At 58.2% G+C, this 21,693-nt stretch carries 22 protein-coding genes and 1 other RNA gene; 5 read left to right on the forward strand and 18 right to left on the reverse strand.

All coding sequences use genetic code 11. The features are described 5' to 3' along the window. The first annotated feature begins 156 nt into the window (after window positions 1-156). The 4 genes from QMX98_RS02655 to QMX98_RS02670 all read left to right on the forward strand — a co-directional run bounded on the left by QMX98_RS02655 (window position 157) and on the right by QMX98_RS02670 (window position 2,626). Window positions 157-432 (forward strand): hypothetical protein, encoded by a 276-nt coding sequence (locus QMX98_RS02655; protein WP_221108250.1) that lies wholly within the window; start codon window positions 157-159, stop codon window positions 430-432. A 366-nt stretch (window positions 433-798) separates the two neighbouring features. Beyond that, window positions 799-1,050 carry a hypothetical protein gene (locus tag QMX98_RS02660; RefSeq protein WP_010463560.1) on the forward strand — a complete coding sequence of 84 codons (252 nt, stop codon included), beginning with the start codon at window positions 799-801 and terminating at the stop codon, window positions 1,048-1,050. Between the two features lie 115 nt (window positions 1,051-1,165). Continuing rightward, window positions 1,166-1,559, forward strand: a transfer-messenger RNA (tmRNA) gene (gene ssrA / locus QMX98_RS02665). 164 nt (window positions 1,560-1,723) lie between these two features. Then, window positions 1,724-2,626 carry a LysR family transcriptional regulator gene (locus QMX98_RS02670; protein WP_083375070.1) on the forward strand — a complete coding sequence of 301 codons (903 nt, stop codon included), beginning with the start codon at window positions 1,724-1,726 and terminating at the stop codon, window positions 2,624-2,626. 26 nt (window positions 2,627-2,652) lie between these two features. Here the strand turns inward: QMX98_RS02670 and QMX98_RS02675 are convergent, their stop codons facing one another. From QMX98_RS02675 to QMX98_RS02725, 11 genes are all read right to left on the reverse strand, one after another. Beyond that, entirely contained in the window at window positions 2,653-4,008 is a 1,356-nt protein-coding gene (locus tag QMX98_RS02675; protein ID WP_282410208.1) for a fatty acid--CoA ligase family protein, read from the reverse strand. Window positions 4,009-4,034: 26 nt separating this feature from the next. Further along, window positions 4,035-5,225 (reverse strand): cytochrome P450, encoded by a 1,191-nt coding sequence (locus tag QMX98_RS02680; RefSeq protein WP_282410209.1) that lies wholly within the window; start codon window positions 5,223-5,225, stop codon window positions 4,035-4,037. Between the two features lie 2 nt (window positions 5,226-5,227). Beyond that, on the reverse strand, window positions 5,228-5,902 hold the full coding sequence (locus QMX98_RS02685; protein ID WP_083375073.1) for an HAD family phosphatase: 675 nt from the start codon (window positions 5,900-5,902) through the stop codon (window positions 5,228-5,230). Between the two features lie 24 nt (window positions 5,903-5,926). Continuing rightward, window positions 5,927-6,946 (reverse strand): ketoacyl-ACP synthase III, encoded by a 1,020-nt coding sequence (locus QMX98_RS02690; protein ID WP_083375074.1) that lies wholly within the window; start codon window positions 6,944-6,946, stop codon window positions 5,927-5,929. Next, entirely contained in the window at window positions 6,943-7,197 is a 255-nt protein-coding gene (locus QMX98_RS02695; protein WP_282410210.1) for an acyl carrier protein, read from the reverse strand. Before QMX98_RS02695 ends, QMX98_RS02690 begins: the two co-directional genes overlap by 4 nt. Before the next feature lie 29 nt (window positions 7,198-7,226). Continuing rightward, a complete protein-coding gene (locus QMX98_RS02700) occupies window positions 7,227-7,931 on the reverse strand; it encodes an SDR family oxidoreductase (protein WP_282410211.1) in 705 nt (234 codons plus the stop codon). Next, a complete protein-coding gene (locus QMX98_RS02705; protein ID WP_083375077.1) occupies window positions 7,921-8,226 on the reverse strand; it encodes a hypothetical protein in 306 nt (101 codons plus the stop codon). Before QMX98_RS02705 ends, QMX98_RS02700 begins: the two co-directional genes overlap by 11 nt. Window positions 8,227-8,248: 22 nt before the next feature. Next, window positions 8,249-9,049, reverse strand: coding sequence for an AfsA-related hotdog domain-containing protein (locus QMX98_RS02710; protein WP_102593590.1), 801 nt, complete (start codon window positions 9,047-9,049; stop codon window positions 8,249-8,251). A 10-nt stretch (window positions 9,050-9,059) separates the two neighbouring features. Continuing rightward, complete coding sequence (locus QMX98_RS02715; protein WP_154503024.1) at window positions 9,060-9,818, reverse strand: alpha/beta fold hydrolase; 759 nt, start codon at window positions 9,816-9,818, stop codon at window positions 9,060-9,062. Between the two features lie 369 nt (window positions 9,819-10,187). Then, the gene (locus tag QMX98_RS02720; RefSeq protein ID WP_282410212.1) at window positions 10,188-11,381 is read right to left on the reverse strand and encodes an MFS transporter; all 1,194 of its coding nucleotides are present in this window, start codon (window positions 11,379-11,381) and stop codon (window positions 10,188-10,190) included. 23 nt (window positions 11,382-11,404) lie between these two features. Then, complete coding sequence (locus tag QMX98_RS02725) at window positions 11,405-12,958, reverse strand: MFS transporter (protein WP_282410213.1); 1,554 nt, start codon at window positions 12,956-12,958, stop codon at window positions 11,405-11,407. A 143-nt stretch (window positions 12,959-13,101) separates the two neighbouring features. On the opposite strand from QMX98_RS02725, the gene QMX98_RS02730 reads away from it, so the two are divergent. Further along, window positions 13,102-14,025, forward strand: a complete 924-nt coding sequence (locus QMX98_RS02730; protein WP_282410214.1) for a LysR family transcriptional regulator — start codon at window positions 13,102-13,104, stop codon at window positions 14,023-14,025. 307 nt (window positions 14,026-14,332) lie between these two features. On the opposite strand, the gene QMX98_RS02735 is transcribed toward QMX98_RS02730, so the two are convergent. The 7 genes from QMX98_RS02735 to QMX98_RS02765 form a co-directional block, all read right to left on the reverse strand. Continuing rightward, window positions 14,333-14,755, reverse strand: a complete 423-nt coding sequence (locus QMX98_RS02735; RefSeq protein WP_010463651.1) for an organic hydroperoxide resistance protein — start codon at window positions 14,753-14,755, stop codon at window positions 14,333-14,335. Window positions 14,756-14,792: 37 nt separating this feature from the next. After that, complete coding sequence (locus QMX98_RS02740) at window positions 14,793-15,752, reverse strand: enoyl-CoA hydratase/isomerase family protein (protein ID WP_010463653.1); 960 nt, start codon at window positions 15,750-15,752, stop codon at window positions 14,793-14,795. Between the two features lie 193 nt (window positions 15,753-15,945). Then, entirely contained in the window at window positions 15,946-17,316 is a 1,371-nt protein-coding gene (gene pelG / locus QMX98_RS02745; RefSeq protein ID WP_010463655.1) for an exopolysaccharide Pel transporter PelG, read from the reverse strand. After that, complete coding sequence (gene pelF / locus QMX98_RS02750; protein WP_010463656.1) at window positions 17,317-18,831, reverse strand: GT4 family glycosyltransferase PelF; 1,515 nt, start codon at window positions 18,829-18,831, stop codon at window positions 17,317-17,319. It lies immediately after the preceding gene. Next, the gene (locus tag QMX98_RS02755) at window positions 18,828-19,811 is read right to left on the reverse strand and encodes a HEAT repeat domain-containing protein (protein ID WP_282410215.1); all 984 of its coding nucleotides are present in this window, start codon (window positions 19,809-19,811) and stop codon (window positions 18,828-18,830) included. Before QMX98_RS02755 ends, pelF begins: the two co-directional genes overlap by 4 nt. Then, a complete protein-coding gene (locus tag QMX98_RS02760; RefSeq protein WP_154503019.1) occupies window positions 19,789-21,156 on the reverse strand; it encodes a PelD GGDEF domain-containing protein in 1,368 nt (455 codons plus the stop codon). Before QMX98_RS02760 ends, QMX98_RS02755 begins: the two co-directional genes overlap by 23 nt. A gap of 5 nt (window positions 21,157-21,161) precedes the next feature. Continuing rightward, entirely contained in the window at window positions 21,162-21,680 is a 519-nt protein-coding gene (locus QMX98_RS02765; protein WP_010463662.1) for a hypothetical protein, read from the reverse strand. Between the last annotated feature and the right edge of the window lie 13 nt (window positions 21,681-21,693).

Consider the following 21,693-nt stretch of genomic DNA (forward strand, 5'->3'; position numbering starts at 1 on the left):
GTTGCGCCAATCTTCTCGACACTCCTTCAAAAAAAAACCGAACTCCAGCATGCGGCTATAGTCATTTAGCTAGGCCCTGTGAACGGGCTTATAACCACCTCGGCCAGCAGCCTACTTCACCGGCAGCACCGAGCCCTCATGCGCAAGGAGATACCCATGAAGCACTCTGCTATTGCTGGATTGTTCATCACCGCCGCACTGTTGGCCTCGCCGGTGTTTGCGGCAGATAAAGACCTTTGCAAACAAAACATAAATCTTATTCAGCAGGCTCTGGATTCTGATCCCGCCGTATCAGAGAACGCCGAGGACAACGTACAAGCCGGCTTGGACAAAGCAAAAGCAGCCCAAGCCGCAGGGGACGACAAGGGGTGCATTGGAATAACAAGTGGTTTGATGGAGAAAATTCAACTGCGCAACCCAACCAACAAGTAATCCCGTGTGACCAGGCCAACCTTCGGGTTGGCCTTATCCACCGCGGTGGCGCGCACGGCGCGGGCGTGTTGTTCACTTTGAATCACAGAGCAACAGGCTCGGGGCCGTTCAGGATTTGACGCCGGTTCAAGCAGCTAAAACTTAACAACCCCACCCGCGATACAGAGGCAATAGCCCCCATTTTTAGTGCCACTGCCCCCATCGACTATCAAACAGTTTTTTCATAGCCATTCTGAAAAAACCGAATTTCTGCGCGGTGTCGTAGTCTTTTAGGTAGGCCCTAATCAATCGTGGCTTATTTTTCGGACTCGCCCGAGCCGCCCGCTCATACGGCAGCACCGAGACCATCAGTACAAGGAGATATCCATGAAACGTACCGCACTCGCGGGTTTGTTCATGTCTGCTGCAGTGTTGGCCTCTCCCGTATTTGCAGCGGACAACGACCTTTGCACGAGCAAACTGCAGGAACTCGAAGCCAAAGTGAATGCGCTACCAGCGACCTCCACCAACGCACCGGAGATCAAAAGACTGCTGGCCAGCGCCAAAACTTCAAAAGCCGCCGGGGACGACAAAAAATGCGCCACCGAGGCCATCCAGGCATTGGCGCTGACAAACTGAGCAGCGAACCCAACCCATAACCACTCGCGGCCAACCTTCGGGTTGGCCTTCTCACGCGTGTTGGCGTACAATGCGCAGGCTTGTTGCTCACTTTGATTCACCGAGCAACAGGCTCGGGGCCGTTTAGGATTCGACGCCGGTTGCGAAACTTTAGGTGCATGCCGAGTTGGTAACAGAACTCGTAAATCCACTGTTGCAACTTTCTATAGTTGCCAATGACGAAACCTACGGGGAATACGCTCTCGCTGCGTAAGCAGCCTTAGCCCTTCCCTCCTGGTACCTTCGGGTCCAGCAATCATCAGGGGATGTCTGTAAACCCAAAGTGATTGTCATATAGAACAGAATCGCCGTGCAGTACGTTGTGGACGAAGCGGCTAAAACTTACACAACTCGCCCAAAGCACCCTGCCCTTCGGGTCGCTGAGGGTTAACTTAATAGAAACGGCTACGCATGTAGTACCGACAGCGGAGTACTGGCGGACGGGGGTTCAAATCCCCCCGGCTCCACCAATTCAACGAAAAAAGACGTCCACGGACGTCTTTTTTTGTGCCTGAAATCCAGTCAATCTCCGCAGGGGTTGTAGCAGGTTTGTCGTTACTGGTTTTTCGCAAGTCACCACGGCGTCCTGTCGTTGCGGCTGCCGACAAAATGGATAAGTGGGCGGACACGGAATATGGATAATCTGAGCGGGTTGATTGCCTTTGTGCGGGCAGCGGAGAATCAAAGTTTTACCCTGGCGGGCAGAGCGCTGGGCATCTCGTCTTCTGCAGTAGGAAAAAGTGTCAGCCGTCTTGAAGAGCGGATTGGCGTGCGCTTGTTCCACCGCAGTACCCGGCAAATCAGCCTGACCAGCGAAGGCCTGGATTTTTTTGGTCGTTGCCGGACCTTGCTCCAGCAATTGCAGGATGCCGAGGCTGCGCTTTCCCATTCCAAGACGCGCCCGAAAGGACGTCTGCGAATCAGTTTGCCGGCAGTGGGCTACCGTCTGATATCAGGTATCTTGCGCGAGTTTTACCATCGCTATCCGGACATCGAACTGGACCTGGACTTCAGCGACCGACTGGTCGATGTGGTCGATGAAGCCTTTGACGCCGTGATCCGAAGCGGCGAACTGCCCGATTCCAGCCTCGCGGCGAAAAGAATCTGCACATTCAGGTTCGTCTTGTGTGCAGCGCCCGACTACCTGCAACGCTACGGCACAGCAACGAGCGTGGAGGATCTCCAGCACTACAAAGGCATCGCCTATAAGTTCCCCTCGAACGGCAAACTCCAGCCCTGGTGGCTGAAGGTCCATGGCGACACCGTCAAGATCAACCTGGAAACCACGGTGATCATGAACAGCGTGGAGGCGGTCCTGGCGGCGTGCCGTAATGGTATGGGCCTGGCCTACCTGCCTGACTTTGTCATTCAGGAATACCTGGCCAACCACGAATTGATCAGGGTGTTGCCCGAATTAAGCCTGGAGGGGGATTTTTGGATTGTCTGGTCGCCAAGCCGCTTGCTGTCACCCAAGACCCGCGCATTCATTGATTTTCTCGGTGAAGCGCAACTGATGAGCAGCCCTGAAGGTGGTTGATCGCTCCTTCAGGGCATGCCACACATTCAGTCGATCAGCAGCTTTTTGAAACGCGTCGAATACTGGATAGCCTCCACCGATTTCAAGCGTACCGGCACCTTATAGGCATCCATCAGCCGCCGGGCAAATTGCCGGATATCGCGCAGCACCGTCGCAGTCGAGTCCCCATAGTCGCTATCCAGGACGATGTGCGCAGCGACGAATTGCCCGGTCAAACCATTGGCCTCGCCATACGCCTTGCAATCACGCACCTGCGGATGGCGAAGCAGCACGGATTCGACTTCCGCGGGGTAGACCTTCTCGCCACCGACGTTAATGATCTCTTTGCTGCGACCGAGGATTTTCAGGTAACCGTCGGCATTGACCTCCACCAGGTCGCCGGTCTTGAACCAGCCATCGTCGGTGAAGCTGTCCATCGAGTGGTTCAGGTAGCCCATGACTTGTGTCGCACTGCGCAGCCAGAGCTCACCGTCGACGACTTTGTGTTCACTCGAACCTTCCTGGAACCGCATATACAGGCTGTCTGAAGACAACGAGCTGGTGGTGATAATGCCCGTCTCGCTGGTGCCGAAGGTCTGCAGGAATTTTACCCGTGGCAGACGCTCTCGCAGTTTGAGCAACAAACTCTCCGGCATCGGCTCCGTGCCGTAGGTAATCATGCGCAAACAGCTGAGGTTACAGGTATCGAACACCTCGTTGATCAACATCAGGTTCAAGAATGTTGGCGAGGTCGGCAACACGGTAATGCGGTGTTTTTCAATCAGGCGGGCAACGGTGTCCGGCGTTTTGCTGGCCGCGATCGTTGCTGTTCCTCCGATGGAAAGTATGTTCAACAGCGTGTTGATGCCGCCGATATGATCAAACAGCAAAAACAGAAAGATATCGAGGCGACGAGATCGTTTTTCGGAGAACTCACCCACTAGTCGGTCCAGGTCATGCAACATCGCCTTGGGTGTGCCGGTAGTGCCGCTGCTGAACAGAATCAGGCCGGCATGCCCCTGTTTTTTCAGCTCGCCGATCATCAGGTTTTCCGGGGCTTGGGCACATACGCACGGCAGGATCTGGCGGGTTTCGATATCGATCACAAACTCAGGGTTTGCCGCCGCCTGCTTGTTTTGAATTTCAGCCGGGTTTTCAGCGGTGTTGAGGGCGATGATGTGGCCGTTCTGGTACAGCGCCAGGAATAGCGCGATGCCCGCGAACGAAAAGTCACCGCTCATGAATATGACCGCTTGCCTGGGCACGTCATTGGCGGCCAGCCACTCCAGTTGAACCCTGATCTCATCGCTCAACTGGGCGTAGGTGTAGGAGTGTTCAGGGTCATTCAGAAAGATCTGGTTCGAAAACTGCGAAAATCCGTTTATCAGCGGTTTAAAGATCATGGCTTGTTCCCTTGATTGAAATGGCATCAGAAACGCACAGGCAGTTCGTCGGGGCGGCGCAGTACCGTGCCGTTGATCCAACGGATCGACGCCGGGTCACACGCCAGCTCCAGATCGGGCAATGCCTGTACCAGGGTCGACAGCACGGTGGCTATTTCCAGACGCGCCAGCGCCGGCCCCATGCAGCTGTGGATGCCATGGCCGAATTGCATATGCGCGGCCTTGTCCTGGCGGTCGGGATTGATCAGCAGCGGTGCGCTGAACACGCTGGGGTCACGGTTGGCGAGGAACACGTTGGCGTAAACCGTAGTGTTCGCCGCAATCAGCCCGCGGCTAGTTTGCAGGGCTTGGGTGGTGATTCGGGGGAACGCCGATAACTTGCCGATGGGAATCAGCCGAATGAGCTCCTCGATCAATTGTGGCGAACGATCGGGGTTCTCCCGGACGTACTGCCAGAGCGATGGCGCGCACAGCAAGGTATAGAGACTTTTAGTCATCACGCTCAGGGCGTTATGGTCGCCCCCCAGCAGAATACCCAGCAGCACGCCGACAAACTCCCGGTCGTTCAGCGGGTCTTCCAGGGTGTGGCGCTGGTCGACATACTGGCGAATAAAACCGTCTGGATGCGCCACCCTGCGGCCCTGCACGAAGTCCATCATGTAATCGAAACTGGCGTTGACCGCCGCTTCGATACCGGCGATATCGTCCGGCGGCGCCGATTGAATCATTTGGCTCCAGGGCCTGAACAGCAGCCGGTCCTCTTCCGGGATACCGAGGATGTGGCACACCGTCGATGAAGTCAGGCGCTCCAGCACCGAGGCAAACAGGTCCGCCGGCGTCTCGCCTTTGCGCATCAGCTCGATGCTGTCGACGGTCACCGTGGTCACGTGCTGGCGCACGCTTTCCAGGCCGCGCTTGCTGAAAGCACGCGCGACGGTCGCGCGGGAGCGCATGTGGGCCGGGTTATCCAGATTGAGCAACAGCTCCGGCTGGGTCGGTCCGGGAAGAAAGGTCGGGCCGTTTTCGACGTTACACAGGGTTCGACTGATACTTGGGTCGGCCAGGAACGCCTTGCAATCGGCGTATCCAGTCAGGTGAGTGGCGACGTGGCCGCTGGGCAACCGGATTTGCGGCAGTTGACCTTCCCAACCCACGGTTTGGTAGTAGGGCACCGCATCAAGGTTGGGAATATCCAGCACGCAGGGATGGACGCGCATGTTCATCGGGCACCTGCCTGCGCACGAGGTCGGGCAGCGTCGATGAGGGCGCGTACGGCCTGCTGAGTCTCGAGGCTGTCCACGAACAGAATGGCGTGCCAACCGGCAGCTCGCGCGGCTTCGCAGTTTTCTTCGACGTCATCGATCAGCACACAGCCGTCGGCAGGTACGCCGATCTGGTCGGCCGCCAGCGCAAAGATTTTCGGGTCTGGTTTGCGCAGTTTCACTTTGCAGGAATCGACGATGCTGTCAGCGACATCATCCAGGCCAACCATGCGCCGCCAAGGCGTTTCCCACTCCACCACGTTGTTGGTGAGGATGCATGACTTCAGACCGGCCGCTTTCACTTCATGGAAGAGCTCGAACATGTGTTCGTTGACGTTGTGCGGGGAAAACCACTGCTCGCCATGATGATCAAAGTCGCAGCGGCTCAAATCAATGCCCGGATACAGCTCGGACAATGCCTTCCTCATGCCCTGCCCCCATTCGATCTGAGTCATCATTGCCAGCTCGATGGGTGCCTGGAACTGCACGTTCAGCGGCTTGGCCACGGCATGCATGGCGGCTTCCATCTGGGTGCGGCTGATGCCGGTATTTTCCTGGTAGACGCGGTACAGCTCGTCGATGGATGGCGACAGTACGCCGCCGAAGTCGAACCAGATTGCTTGGATAGTCATCGTCATCTTTCCTTGATTGTCAGATCAGTTAGGGAGGGCAGGTACTTCTACGGGGTCAACGATGAGCGCATCGCGCAGCGACAAATGGGCCACGCCGATCGACAATCCGACGCCAAAACCACAGGCAATCAGGTTGTCTTGCCGCAAGTCTTCGCGGTCGTGCCGCTTGCAGATCATCAGCGGAATCGACGAGGGGCCGGTGTTGCCCACATCAGCGACTTCGATGGGGACCCTGGCCGGCGAAACGCCGAGCTTTTTGGCCAGGTAATCGAGCATGAATTTGTTGGCCTGGTGCAGCAGGAAGAACGGCACACGGTCGGGGTCGATGCCTTTGTCCCGCAGGAAGGCGTTGATCGCCGACGGCACTTTTTCCAAAGCAAAGTTCATCACTTGGCCGCCGTCCATATGCAATCCGGCCGCCTGTACCCGGCTGGTGCTGCCGGGCGTGTAATCCAGCGCAGTGTTGAGGTATTGCGCACCGGCGCCATCGGTATCGAACGCAAACCCGAGCGTCTGATCGCCGCATTCCAACAGGGTGCAGGTCGCGGCATCGCCGAAGACCAGCCGCACGTGCCGGTCTTCAGGGTTGAGCAGTTTGCTGATCACATCGCCAGTACATACCAGGACTCGACGGCAGCCACCGGCCTTGATCAGCATGGCTGCCTGAAACAGGCCATAGATGTAGCCGGAACAGCCGAAGTTGAGGTCGAAGGCAGCCAGTCCTTTCTTCAACCCCAGGCGATCCGCCAGGATTGCACTGCTGGCTGGCATCAGGCTGTCGGGCGTTTGTGTGACGACCACCAGGCCATCGATGCTGGCGGGATCGATATCCGCGGCGTTGAACAACGACCGGGCAGCCGCGGCACACAGATCCACCGTCGACAGCCGGTTGGCCACCCGCACTTGATGGATACCGGTACTCTTGGCGATCCGCTGCACTTCTTTTTCACCAAACAACGTGGCGAAATCGGCCAGGGTCATCACGTCCTGGGGTACTGCGGCCGACAGCGCGCGGATCGACACCCCATCGATAGACGCGCTCATGAAGGCTCACTGACGCGAGCGCCAGCCGCATCGGCCTGGATGGCATCGAACAGCTCACCCATGGTTTCAACCTCGTCGAGCACGGAAGGGCTCAAGGCGAAACCGAACTGGTCATTCAACACCCCCAGCAGCGTGACCTTGGTCAATGAATCCCAATTGCTCAGGGGGTGCAGCAATACATCGACTTGAAGTTCCGATTCGCGCAGTTCCAGAAATTCTGCCAGTTCTTTCTTGATGGCGTCCAGGTTCATGGTGAGATCCTTTTGCAAGAGAACGAGAGTTAGAGCCCGCCGAGATACACGACTTGGCCGGTAATGAAATTGCTACGCGATGAAAGGAAAAAATCCGTCACATTGGTCACGTCGTCGAAAGTGCCAAAGCGCTGCAGCGATTGTTGCGCCAGCAGGTCTTTCATCTTTTGTGCGGGGATGACCCGCGTCAGATCGGTATCGATCGGTGTAGGACCCACGGCATTGACGGTGATACCAAAACTGGCGAGCTCCTTGGCCATCACACAGGTCAGGGTTTCCACGGCGGCTTTTGACGCGGCGTACAGTGCCTCGCCTTCCAGCTTCAACGGCTTGGCCACTGTGGAAAAATTCACGATGCGCCCCTGGCGCCCGGCTCGCATGAGCTTTGCTGCCTCACGGCTGAGCAGGAATGTGCCCAGAACATTGGTTTGCATAATATTTTGCGCGGTTTTGTAGGGCGTCAGCAGTGAGTGGTTCATGCTGGCGATCCCGGCATTGTTGATCAGGTGATCGAGCCGACCGCAGGTGCCGCGCACGTGCCTCATCAGTTCACTGATGGCCTGTTCATCGGCCACATCGGCAATAAAGTGGTCATAGCCCGGATGGCTCAGATCGCTGGATGAGCGACTGCAGCCGATCACACGATGGCCTTGGGCAAGGTAGTACTCGGCAAGATGTCTGCCGATGCCCTTGCGTGTCCCCGTAATCAGCGTGACAGGCGTGTTATCGGGCATGGGACACCTGTGCATTCAATTCGAGAATGTAGTTGGCGAAGGTCTTTACCGACTGGAACGGGCTGCGTTTGGGAGACATGGCGCTGTCGTTGACCAGCGTCATTTTGACCCCCAGTTGCTCCTCGATCATCTGCTCAACATCAATCACGATGGACACCAGACTCATCGAGTCGAGGACGCCTCCGGCACCGTAGAGGGCGGTGTCTTCACCTTTTTCCAGGCTGATGGGTTGGACGAGACTGCGGTTTTCATTTTCGATAGCGTTGTAAATGATGCCGAGAATTTGCTCTTTCATAGGGGTTCCTCTCAACGTGAGATCAGGCGAGACGCTTGACGAATTGGTGAATAAGTTGCGCTTCCTTGAGTTGGAAATAGCGCGAGTCGATGACCGATAGTTCAAAGCCGAGCGCCGCCAGACACTGGCCTTGTTGCTTGAATTCAAGGCGGCAGCCAAAACGAAAATTCGAGGCACCAGAGCGGCGTAATTCAATAGGAACGCAGAGGATTTCCGTGTGTATCGGCAACAGGAAGTCCATGTAAGTGACGTCCATCTTGTTAGTGACAAAGTTAACTTTTCCTTTGGCAGCCGGTGTCACGTAATAGGCTTCTGCCACGGCGATGGTCATTTGCCGGGCAGCTTCGATCACCATCATTCCGGAAACGTGTTGCCCCGTCAGATGATCGCTTAGTTCGGCATTGGCATCATCGATCATCAGCGAGGCAGAGTAAGTACCGTTGCCATTTTCACTCGGCATAGAGATGGCAATGTTATGACTCTTCAATTTATGAGTAGCTGTTGAGGAGGCACGAAGACGGCGATCAACTGGAACAATATTCAAGGCAGGCGACAAAACCTCCTTGAAGCCATACAGAATATTGAGTTGCTCATCGGTAATACCTTGACCAACATGCAAAGTTAACTTTTCGTCTCTATCTAGCTGGGTCACTATTTCTTCTGCTGCCGTCACCGAAATGAACATATTGTCACTGCACTGACTTTTGATTCGATCGCCCACCACAATGTAATGCCTGGGCGATTCCTGCTGAGTTTCGCAGAACGAGGAAAGCCCAGAAAACGGGCACGAAGAAGCGCTATTTGAAACTCTGAGTTCTTCCATTTTTTCACCTTTATATGCGTGCAGATGTATCCAGATATTGGGATGAAACTGGCAGCGGTGCTGCCGGGCTAACAAACTCGGTAATCAGTTGGGTGATGGCAGGAATATGCTGAGTGAGGAAAAAATGGCTTCCTTCAAAAAACTCCAGACGAACAAAATTGTGGCTATGCTCCTTCCAGGCAATAACATCCTGAATCGGTGCAAACGGATCCTCTTTTCCACCCAAAACCATCATGGGAACGTCCAGAGGCTCACCAGGAATGTGGCGATACTTGGCCGCAGCATGGAAATCCTTGATAAGCGAAGGCAGCATGCGTGCCTTCGCCGCCGAGTGTTTAAGCATGAAATCCGGGATGGCACCAAACCTGGAAACAGTTTGAACAAATACTTCTTCAGATTCGTCGAGTGTCACCTGCGCGCAATTAAAAAGATGTGGGGCACGACAGGCAGCGACCACCAGACTGATCAGTCGCGTGCCAAACTCATGTTTGCGTCGAGCAACTTCGTAAGCAACGATGGCACCCAGGCTATAACCAAAAACAATGACCTCACGCGCCGCCAGATTATCGATAAGTGCAATGACCTCATTCGCCATTGCTTCGACCGTGCCTGGTGCCGGCGTCACATTCTTCTGATAGCGCCCATTGTAAGTGACGCCAATCACGGGCATGTAATCGCCTACGGCACGCCGCAGTGCTTCAAAGGACAAGCCACTGCCCCCGGCGAAGGGTATGAAAACACACACTTTTTCAGAGTCGATGACAGTCATCGAAGACTCCTTTTTTGAGAGATCAAATTAAAACCAGGGAACTAACGAACACCCTGACCTTTCTGCCAAGTTGGAGTCTGTCTGCTTTTTTCGAAAAATCTGTTTGCTGCGGCCAATTGTATTTCAGGGTATTTCAAAGCGGTTGAGCGTTTTAGGCTGAACTGTCTGAACTATAAGTCCAAGGTCCAGCAACGCTAAATACATCATTGAGCGAAAGACCAATGAGTGGATTGGGCACGAGTCGAGGATTTGAACGCAGGAAGAAATCAGAAGGCGAAGGTAGTTGCATTGGCGTGGCTAAGCAATACAACTAGTCAGTGCAGGATGGGAATAGCAAGTTACAAGCGTGGCCGCTCAGTCATTCAATGATTAAATGGCGGAAAGTTGTTTTTGACGCGGTCTGAGAATAGCCAGCAAGGCAACCATCGCCAATACAGCACATAGCAATCCCAACAAGACGCACCCGGTCCAGCCGAAACGCTGCCAAAGGTACCCTCCCATGGCACTGCCGAACGCGCCACCACAAAAATTGCAGACCATGTACACCGTGTTCAAGCGGCTGCGACTTTCCGGTCTCAGAGAAAAAATACGCGTCTGGTTGGCAACTTGGCCCAGTTGCAGGGCGAAGCTGAGCAGATTGGCGCACACCAGCAACACAATAAAGTTATTGGACCAGGCGATGGTCAAGGCGAAGCTCAGGCCGCAGAGCAAGATAGAGACGAGGCTGATGGCGACTGTGCCATAGCGCTCACACACCTTGCCGGCGGCAGGAGTCAGCAGGGTGGCGAGGGCGCCCCACAAGCTGAACAACCCGACATCAGCGGCGTTCATGCTGTAGGGCGGCGCCATCAGTTTGAACGCGATAACCGACCAGAACGCACTGAACGCTGCGAAGACCGCTGCACCCAGGGCGCATGACAGGCGCAGCAGCGGCTCGTGCCAGAACAGGTGCAGCATCGAGCTCAATAATCTGCCATAGGCAACGGACACCGCAGGCGTATCGCGCCGTGGCAGAACGCTCGGCAGCGCCAGTGCACACAGCACCATGGCAGAAGCCGCCACCCAATAGACCGACTGCCAGCCGAGGTGATCGGCCAACCATCCGGCAATGGCCCGGGACAGCAGGATCCCGGTGACCAGCCCCGTTTGTACCCAGGCAATGACGCGGCTGCGTTCGCCAGCCGTGGCCAGCCCGGCCAGGTAGGGGAGCAACACCTGCGGGATGCATGTGCCCATGCAGAGCAAGAAGCTGGCGCCTGCCAGGAATGAAAGATGGGTGGCTTGGCTTGCCAGTAATAACAGCACGCAAGTCCACGCCAGCAGTACGCGACAGAGTCGCAAGGGCGACACTCTGTCGCCCAGCGGAACGATCAGCAACATCCCCAAGGCATAGCCCATCTGCGATGCAGTGGCGATCCAGCTGGTTTGCCCGGCACCGGAGTGCAGGGTATCGGCGAAGACCGGCAGCAGTGCCTGGTTAAAGTAAACATTGGCCACCGACAAGCCGCAGAGTAAGGCAATGCCCGCCAGAACCAGCGGCGTGAAGTGTGTGTTGGGCGACATCAGGCATGGCTCCAAAGCGGCTTTCAGGTGTCCGATGAGAGACGCACGACATCGGATGCGGATTGAGTGCCGACTTCGCTTTGGCGCCCAAGAAACAGAAAGACCACGGCGGCAGTGAACAGCGTGAACATCGCCAGCAGTTGCAACAAGGTGTTGAACCCCGCGGTATAAGCCGAGCGCAGTACCGTCAGCGGGATTTGACTGGCGTCGGCGCTCGCGTGCTGGATGTCACCCATTACCAGGCGTTGCGCGATCGTTGAATAGTCACCGGCGAACAGTTGGACCGAGGTACTGAGGCTCAAATGGTGCGCGACCAGGGCCGTCAGCACCGCAACCGTGATGGCCAGGGCGGCACCTTCGCTGGCCACCCGCGTTGTGTTGAAAATTCCGGCGGCCATCCCCGCCCGCTCCTTGGGGATCACGCTTATCGACAAACCATCCATCAAGCCCCAGGGCAGACCTGTACCGATACCGGTCAGCAGCATGGCCGCGATGATCTGCGCGTGCGCGCCGACCGGGATCGCACTCAGCCAGTAGAGCCCGGTCGCTGCAATAACGAAGCCGATGGCGCAGAGTACGCCCGCCGACAACCAGCGCGTCAGCGACGCAGCAATGATCGGAACAATCAGCATCGGGGCAGAAAGTGCCAGCATCATCAGCCCCGCTTCAAAGGCACTGGCCCCTTCCACGCCGATAAACCGAAACGGCAGCAATACGATCAAGACGATGTAGCAGTAGCAGGTACCGATCGGCAGGATCTGCACACCAACAAAGCGAGGAAACAGAAATAGCCCCAGTTCCAGCATCGGATGTTTCGCCCGATTTTCAACTACGACAAACAGCAACAAAAAGACCGCCGATGCTCCAAGCAGCGCGAGGATCACCGGCGAGCCCCAGCCTTGCTCGGGCGCCAGAATCACCGCCGTGGTGAACGAGATCAACAGGCCGGAAAACGTCAGCACGCCAGGCGTATCCAGACGTTGTGCTTGCGGGTCGCGGCTTTCGCGCATTTTCGGCAGGGCAAAGATCAAAGAAAGGATGGCAATCAGGGCGGTGCAAAGAAAAATGGCGCGCCACCCCATGTACTCGATCAGCAACCCCGACAACAACGGACCGAAGGCCAGGCCAACCCCGAACGTGGTGCCCAGAAGGCTGAACGCCCGCGTCCTGGCATGCCCGTCAAACTCCTGAGCCAATGCCGCCGACCCGCTCGACAGGGCTGCCGCCGCGGCAATACCCTGCACGCCGCGCAACAGGTCCAGCCAGAGAATATCGGGCACCACCGCCAACAGGGTCGACACCAGTGCAAACAACGCCATGCCACACATGAACAGACGCTTGCGCCCATAGAGGTCAGCAAGGGTACCGGCGGCCATCAGCAAGCTGCCGAAGCTGAGCATGAAGGCATTGGTGATCCAGGCCAGTTCCGTGGGCTGGGCATCAAACGTTTGACCAATGAACGGCGTAGCCACTGCCCCGCCGGTAAAACTCATGGGTAACACCAGGGCTGCCAGGCAAATGGCAGCCAAAATGGAGTGCCGACCATGGGTCGGCAGCGATTCGGTCACTGAGTTCATCAAATCAATCCCTGCATATCTGTGAAGTATCCGTGCTGTCCAGGCCGAGGCACGCGATCGTTCACCCACTCTAGTTAGGATACAATCGAAGATAAACGGGCTTTTATTCCACTTATAATGAACCGAAAGGATGTAATCGAGGCATGGACAGTCTTAGTAGGGTGATCTCATTCGTAAAAACCGCCGAGGCGCTCAGTTTCATCAGCGCCGCCAGGACGTTGGGGATTTCTGCCTCGGCCGTGGGCAAAAACGTCGCCAAGCTTGAAGCTTCGCTAAACGTGCGGTTATTGCACCGCAGCACCCGCAAAGTCAGCCTGACCGCGGAGGGGCAGTTGTTCTATGAGCGCTGCCGCAAGATCCTTGACGATCTTCAAGATGCCCGGGCGATGCTTTCCCACGCCACACAGGAACCCCGCGGAAAGTTACGCGTCAGCTTGCCCACCATCGGCTATCGCTTTCTCTTGCCCCACATGGCGCGGTTCCGCAAAGCCTACCCGGAGATCGAGCTGGAACTGGACTTCAACGACCAACTGGTGGATGTGATCGATGAAGGCTTTGACGTGGTCATTCGCAGCGGCGGGCAGGCCGACTCCAAGCTGATGGCCCGCAAGCTGGGGCCCTTCAAGTTTGTCCTGTGCGCATCGCCTGATTATTTGCAGCGTAAGGGACGGCCTGTCACGCTCAGTGACCTTGAGCATCACGAGTGCTTGCGTTATCGATTTGTCACGACGGGCAAAATAATGGAATGGAGTATGTCTTCATCCCCCCAGATCACGCAGTTGCGCCTGCCAACCGCCCTGACATTGAACAACATGGAAGCCATGCTGATGGCCGTGGTGGACGGGCACGGCATCGCATTTGTCCCGGACTTCCTGGCCCGCGAAGCAATCGCCCAAGGGCGCCTGGAAACGGTGCTCGACGGTCACACCGAAGACCAAGGACAGTTCTGGGCGTTGTGGCCGTCCAGTCGTCATCTTTCACCGAAAATCCGCGTATTCGTGGACTTTGCTGCGGAGCACCTTTTTGCTAATCCTGCTGTAGACAACCCGGATGCGAGGCGCTCATGAGGCGACGTGGCGTATGAAGCAAGACATAACCCGCCAAGTGCGGGTTTTGTTGCATCTGGGGGTTGGTGATCTGTGGTTAAACACAACCGGGCCTATGCTGGCGGTCTACGTGCAAGGACGCCGCCATGAAATACAAATTACTGATTGTCGCGGTTGAAATGCCAAGATCTTCGCCACGCAGCTAATCCCCTTGTAGGAGCGAGCCTGCTCGCGATGGCGGTGTGTCAGTCGACATCCATGTTGAATGAACAATCGCTATCGCGAGCAGGCTCACTCCCACAAAAGCAGTCCATTGGACCGCTGGGATTCAAAGCACCTTCAAATCCACCGACACATGCCCCCGCGTCATCCGCGAATATGGGCACATCTCGTGCGCAGCCTCAGCCAGTTCCCGTTTCACCCTCTCTTCCAACCCGGGAAAGTTGACGTTCAACCTGACCGCCAATTGAAAATCCCCAGCGCCGGTTTTGCCCAGATCCACTTCGGCATCCACAGACGTGTCTTCCGGCAATTTGATCTTCATCTTGCCCGCCGCCACCTGTATCGCGCCGATGAAGCAGGCGGAATACCCCAGCGCAAACAGTTGCTCCGGATTGGTGCCCGGCTTGCCCGAGCCGGGCGAGCTGAATTTGACGTCCAGCTCGCCGTCGCTTGATTTGCCGGTGCCGGTGCGGCCGCCGACTGTGTGGGTTTTTGCGGTGTAGAGAACGGTTTCCAGTGCAGCACTCATGACAGTGACTCCTGATCAGGATTGAACGACGGCGAGCTCATTTCGAGGCCTCGCCCAGGGTGCCGGTGTAGTGCGCCAGGCGTTTTTCGACGTCGGCTTTTTTCTGCAGGCCAAGCTCCATCAGTTGGGTGATGCGTTGCTGCGCCGCCGGGCGTTTGACCGAGCCGATGAAACCGTCCCATTCGGCGGCGATGGCTTCGTTGGGTGGCAGGCTGGCAGCGTCGACCAGGCGCTTGATGTCGGCGATCGACTGTTTGTCGAACCGGGCGATGCGCCGGGCCATGGTGTCGACGAATGCATCGAGTTCGGCATCGGGCAGCGCACGGTTGACGTAGCCGTAGCGTTCGGCGAGCTCGCCATTGATGTCATTGCCGGTGAGCAGCACTTCCAGTGCGCGCCCACGGCCCATCAACCGTGGCAGGCGCGCCATCGGACCGCCGCCGGGCACCAGGGCGGCGCCGATTTCCCATTGCGAGAGGATGGCTTTTTCGCGGCTGGCGAAACGCATGTCGCTGGCCAGGGCCAGTTCGCTGCCGACGCCGGTGGCGCGACCGCGAATGGACACTATCGAGACCACGGGCGCCTTGCTCAAGCGAACCAGCATATCGGGCAGCGGTGGCAGGCCGGTGGGGCCGTTGGGCAGGCTGGTGGTGTCGGTCAGCGGCGGGACGAAGTCGTAGTGGGTGAGGAAGAAGTCTGGAACGTCACTGTCGAAGACCACAACCACCACTTTCGGATCGGTCTCGATGGCCGTGACGACCTCATTCAGTTGCGGCATGGTCTCGGGGCCGTAGATGTTGTACGGCGGGTTGTGGAAGGTGACGCGCCAATACTCGGGGGTGAGGCGGGTGAGCTTGATCTCCTGTTTTGCTGCGTGGGTGGACGGGGTCTTGTCGGGTTGTGAAGCGGATGCGGTCGATGCTTCACCGGCGAGAGACGGGTCGGTGGCCGCCATGCTGGCGACAATGATCGCGGCATTGAATAGCTGCAGTCTCATGGGAAAACCTCCAGTTGAAAAACATGTGGTCCCCGCGAACAACGTTCTACAGTCTGAAGCAGATAATGGGCATGCCGGAAAGGTCCGGCTGAACAAGCCTAGCAGCGCAACTCCGGCTGACAAGTGACGTCAGTCGGACAAAAAAAAGGCACTGGCGATGATCGCCAGTGCCTTTTTTGCCTGAACCGTAACGTCAGCGAGACAGCATGAAAGTGTCGTACTCCAGATCTTCCAGCGCCGTCGAAAGCCTGTGCAAACCCAGCAATACACAAATCAGCAACGACAGCGTAAACCCATACCCGAAGAAGCTTGGCCCCAGGTACATGCTGAACAACGTCAGCATCGCGTTCAACACCGCAAACAGCACGCACAGCTCCAGCACCACGGTGCGCTTGTCGAGGTAGAAGAACACGTTGAGCAACGCCATGAACACCACCTGGATGCTCACGCCGATCAGGTCGATGTAGAACAGCGGCAGGTAATAACTGGAGATACCCAGCCATTCCAGCAGGCGCGGCGCGAACAGGAACAACAGCACCGCCGTCAGCCCCTGCACCTTGCAGATTTCCAGCAGGCCCTGGCGGATCGACAAGGTCATCTCGGTTTTCAGTTGCCCGATGTGTTGCAGGGTTTCACCTTCGCGGATCGCCCGGAACAGACGGTCGTACCACTCGGCAAAGTCGGTCTCGATGCGCACCAGAAACACCGCCATGCCGGGGATGATCGCCAGGTACGCGAGGAAGATCGGCAAGTCGTAGAGGATCGAAGCGCGCAGCGGGCCGACGATTTCGTTGGAGGTGCCGGGGTTGAACCAGAACAGGAATTTGTCGATCCAGATCCCCAGGTTGTAGAAGAAACCGGTGGCCAGCAAGCTGAGGAACACGTTGCGACGATCGAGGAAATCGAAGGCGATCAGTTTCTCGGCGCGGTACTCGCGCAGGATGTCGTAGAGGAACAGGAACAGCAGCGTGCTGTGCCCGATCAACAGCGCCAGCAGCAAGCCCGGCATCTGCAAAAAGCTCAACAGGTAGGCGCTCGCGACCATCAGCGTGTAACCCACCAGCATCACCAGCAGAATGCGGTTATAGGCCTTCATCCCCGAGAGGAAGATGATCACCAGCCACAAGTTGCACAGCACCACGAAGTTCGCCAACACCAGTACGCGGTAAATCAGCGGTTCATCGAACAACAAGCCCAACACGACGATCCCCAACAACCCGGCGCCTAGGGTGACCAGCAACAACACCCCCAAGAGGTTGGGCAGGATCTGATCGTACTTGTGCTCGAACAAACGGTCGGAGACGAAGCGCGTGAAGAACAGCTGCAAGCCGCCCGTCAGGATCAACGAAGTGGCCATCAGGTACGTCACCGTCACCAGGAACTGCCCGACCAGCATGTTCGGCAGCAACAGGCCGATGCTGATGATGCCCACCAGCATGACACTGATGATCGACAACACCCACGGCCCGGAGCTGATCAGCCCGGCGTAGACGTAGGCGTGCAAGGTCGCCGTGTAGGAATCACGCGAAAGGATTTTTCGCAGTTCAAAGCCAATACCGGCCATTTAGCTGTTCTCCATGGCGGCTTGATACAGGTCGCGGTAACGCTGCAGCATCAAGGCTTCGGTGTAATAACGATTGACCCGCAACAAGCCGCTGGCCTGGGCGGCCTGCCAGCGTCGCGGGCTGCGCAACAGTTCAAGGATCGCGGCGCACGTGGCTTGTGGGTCGGCAATCGCCACCACTTTGCCGGCGTGTCCGAGGTCACGGTCTTCGGCACTGCCGCCTTCGATCAACTCGCGGCACGAACCCACGTCGCTGCTGACCACCGGCGTACCGGCGGCCCAGGCTTCGAGGATCACCAGCGGCTGCGCTTCACTGATCGAGGTCAGCACCATCAGGCCGAGTTTGGGCAGGATGTCCTGAATGCGCTGGAAGCCGAGGAAATGCACCTTGCCTTCCAGGCCCAGACTGGCCATCAGGCTGCGGCATTCGCTGACGTATTCCGGATCTTCCTCTTCCGGGCCGACAATCCAGCCCTCGGCTTGCGGCATCGCGCTGATCACGCCGCGCATCGCCCGCAGATAGGTTTTCACGTCCTTGATCGGCACCACACGGCCGATCAAACCGACCACAGGCGCAATGCCGTGGGCGCGGGATTCCAGCGCTGCGGTCCACATCGGCAGGTCGATGCCATTCGGAATGACCTGGGTGCGGGTCGCGAGGGCGCCGTCCTTGATCTGGCGCTGACGGTTGCCGTCGTAGAGCGCGATGATGTTGTCGGCGCTGTTGTAGGTCAGTTGGCCAATGCGCTCGAAGAAACGCACCCACAAGGTTCGGATGTAACCCGAGCCGGCATCGAGGCTGCGGTTCAGCGCCTGGCCGGAACTCTCGGCGATCCAGCTGGCCTGGGCCAGGTCGATCTTGCGTTCCTTGGTGTAGATCCCGTGCTCGCTGAGCAAGTAGGTGCAATTCCAACGCTGCTTGAGGATGCAACCCAGAAAGCCCGCGTACCCGGTGGAAATCGAATGCAGCACCCGCGCCTTCGGCATCCGTTGCGCGGCTTCGGCGAGCATCAGCAACGGCGACTGCATCGCGCGCAAGGTCCAGAAATAATTGACGAAGGACGGATCGGCGCAATGCTGGCGATAGCCTTCGCTCAGCGACTCCCAACTGGCACGGCTGCGCAGCACGTCGTCGAGGGTCATGTGGCCCTGGGCGATGCAGTCGAGCAAGCGTTCGCCCAGGGCCGGGTCTGGCGCATCCGGGTGATGCAGGAAGCGATACAAATCCTGCAACTGCTGCGGGTCAGCCTCGCGCGGCTCTACGTGCGTGTTGGTCGGATGGGTCGCATCTTCGAGGAACACTTCTTCGATGTGCAGCACGTTGGCCGGTATTTCGTAGCGCCGGGTCGGATAGGCCTGACGCTGGCCGCCGATGAACATCACCGAAAAGGTCAGTTCCGGCAGGCCGAGGATCATCTGGTGAATCCAGCTGGAAACGCCGCCACGCACGTAAGGCCAGGTGCCTTCGAGCAGCAGACAGATGTCGGCAACCGGTGCCTGTTCCTTGTGACTCATGTCCAGCTCCTGACCAATGCGGCGAACGGCGGCCGCTGACGGGTTTCCTCGGGAAGACGGGCGAGCAAACCGGGAATTTCGTGGTAACGACCGGCCTCGAACGCCAGCTCGGCGCGAAACGGCAGCACTTGCGCCGCGCCCATGCCGTTCTCTTGAGCCTGACTCAGCAGCACCTCGGCACGCTCGACATCGCCACGCTCCAGCGCGATGCGCCCGGCCAGCAGGAACAGCTCACCGCCCTCGCCCGCTTTCAAGCCTTGCTCGGCATGTTCGCTGGCCTGGGTCAGCACGTGATCAAGCACGCTGCCTTGCGCCAGGCCCAGATACGCCAGCTCCCAATACCAGCGCGCCAGCCGGCCGTGCAGCGCACCCGCCGTTTTGGCGTTGACCAGTTCGCCGAGCGCGATCTGGATGTGCAGGTTGATGTCGCTTTCCTGCTTGTCGAGCATCGAATACGCCAGCAGCCGCACATCGTCACTCGGGTCACCGAGGGCCAGTTTGAGGATCGGCACCGCTTCTTTGCCGGGCATGCGCCGAGTCGCCAAGAGGGCGGCCAGACGCTGATCCGGATCCGGGGCATGGCGCAACACGTCCTGCAAACCGCCATCGGCAAAGATCGGCGAGTGCAGTTGCAATTGCGCGCGGAACGGCAGTTTCGGGATGCCCACCGCTTGCCACGCTTGCTTGTCGCGTTTGCGCGGCAGGTACAGCGCCGGGAAGATCGCCGCCACTACGCCGACCGCGCCGAGCACCGGCACGAAGAACGCCAGGCTGAAGATAAACAGCGGGCTCCACGGCAGCGGCGAACGGTAGCGCGCCGGCAGCAACAGCCACACGGCCGCGCACAACATCACGCACGCCAGGCCGTGGCTGAGGGTGAACACCAGCAATTGTTGCAACTCGGGCGCGGTGAGCCACAAGCTGGCCCAACTGCCCGCCTCTAACAACAAGGCTCCGCTAAACAGCCACTTGCTGATCATTCAGGCCACACTCGTTGAACAGGAAATTACGCAGCCCGTTGCGTTCACAGCCAGGCTCCAGGTTGAACGGCAACACGCGCACGCCGAGGCTGTCGAGGCTGCTTTCAATGCCAAAGTGCTCGTGCAGCATCAGGTTCATCCGCGCCAGATAACCTTCGGTGCCTTGCGGACTGGTCAACGGCAGCAGCACCAGCAACAGCTGATGATCGCGGTTATTACGCAGCGGCAATTGCAGGTCGAGGCCACGCTGGCTGCGCTCGAACAGACGCGACAGCTCATCGTTGGGGCGGGTCAATTCGAAGGCAAAAAGGCCGGCCGCCAGTTTGTGCTGCTCGACATCCACCAGCGAACGCTTGAGTTGCAGCGTGAACTGCTGCGCATCGGCGTCGGCCAGTTGCAGCACTTGCGGGTCGCGGCGCAGCAGGTCGGCGATGTGCCCGGCGAGCAACGCCAACAGGCTCAGCGTGCGATCCTGGAAGGCGAAGAACGGCATCTGCCGCACCGCCAGAATCGCCAGCAAACGACCTTCGGCATCGATCAGCGGAATGCAGGCCTGCAATGACGAGAATTGCGCCGAGCTGCCGGCATCAATCAGTTCCTGACGCACGCTGACCAGCTCACCGCGTTCCAGGCACAGCTTGACCAGACCGTCTTCGGTGCCCAACGGCCCCATGACGCCGATGGTCGCCAAGGCTTCGGGCAACACGTTCTCTTCGCGTTCATCGACGCGATACAGCCCGGCCACGCGTAGCGCACCGTACTGACCGAGCATGGCCACGATCGGGTCGGCCAGCGCGGCCAGTGCATCGCCTTCGTCCGGCATCACCCGCAGTTTGTCGCGCAAGCCCAGCAACGAACTGCGCAAGCTTTGATCGCTGCCCGCCACGCGCTGCTCCAGCAGGTCGTGGGAGACCCGCAAAATCTGGTGCGCGCGGGTGAATTCGTCGAGTCGATACTGGCGGTAATCGTTGGCCATCTGCAGACGCTGCAAGCGCCGTTCCCACAGATCGCGAACCTCGCCCACCAGCATGCCGCTGACCAGCACGCCGACAATGAATGACGGATCAAGCTGGGCGTACGCTTCATGCCCACTGTAGCGCAGGGCGAACAACGCCATCACCAGCAGACTGGCGCTGAGCAAGCCGCGCACGAAACCGTAGCGCACACCCAACAGCAGCGGCGCCAGCACCGGCCAGGGAAAACCAGCGTGCATTTGCAACGGGTCTTGCGGGGTCAGCCATAAGCCCAGGCCAATCGCCGCGCCGGTGACCAACAGCGTTTCCAGCCAAGACACCGGGCCGCTGGCACGCGGCGCGAGGCTGTAATCCATGTGAGGAGAATTCATTGCATTCACTCGAACCGAAGGGCGCCAACAAGTGTGTCGAGCACCGTTTGCGCGGTGCCGGCGAGGCTTTCACGGGACCAGCCCGCACGCGCGCCGCTTTTGCTCCAGAGCACACGACCGCTGCTGGCTTCGAGCACGCGCAGGCTGATGCCCACTGCCGGTTCGCCGTCCAGACCGTTCTTGTACTGCCACTCTTCAACGCTGCCAGCGACCACGTAATCAAGCTTCTGATCACGTGCCCAATCGAGGGCGCCGGCCAAACGTTCGTTGTCGTCCATCAGCGCTTGTTCGCCCTGAGTACTGACCGGGTAAACCCGTGGTTGCAGACCGTGGCTGCTGAGCACGCTGAGCAGGATCTGCTCGGCACGCTCGCCGGCTTGCGGGGTTTGCGAGTAGTTGATCATCGGCACGGTGCCCCACTTCGCAGTACGCGCAAAGTTCGGGCTGGTGTCGCCGGTGAAGCTGGCGCAACCGGCGACGAACAGGACTGCCAGAGCCAGGCTCAGATTACGAATTGCTTGCATCAGTTTTTCTCCC

It is taken from the genome of Pseudomonas sp. PS02303, assembly GCF_029959925.1.
Taxonomy (GTDB): Bacteria; Pseudomonadota; Gammaproteobacteria; order Pseudomonadales; family Pseudomonadaceae; genus Aquipseudomonas; species Aquipseudomonas mandelii.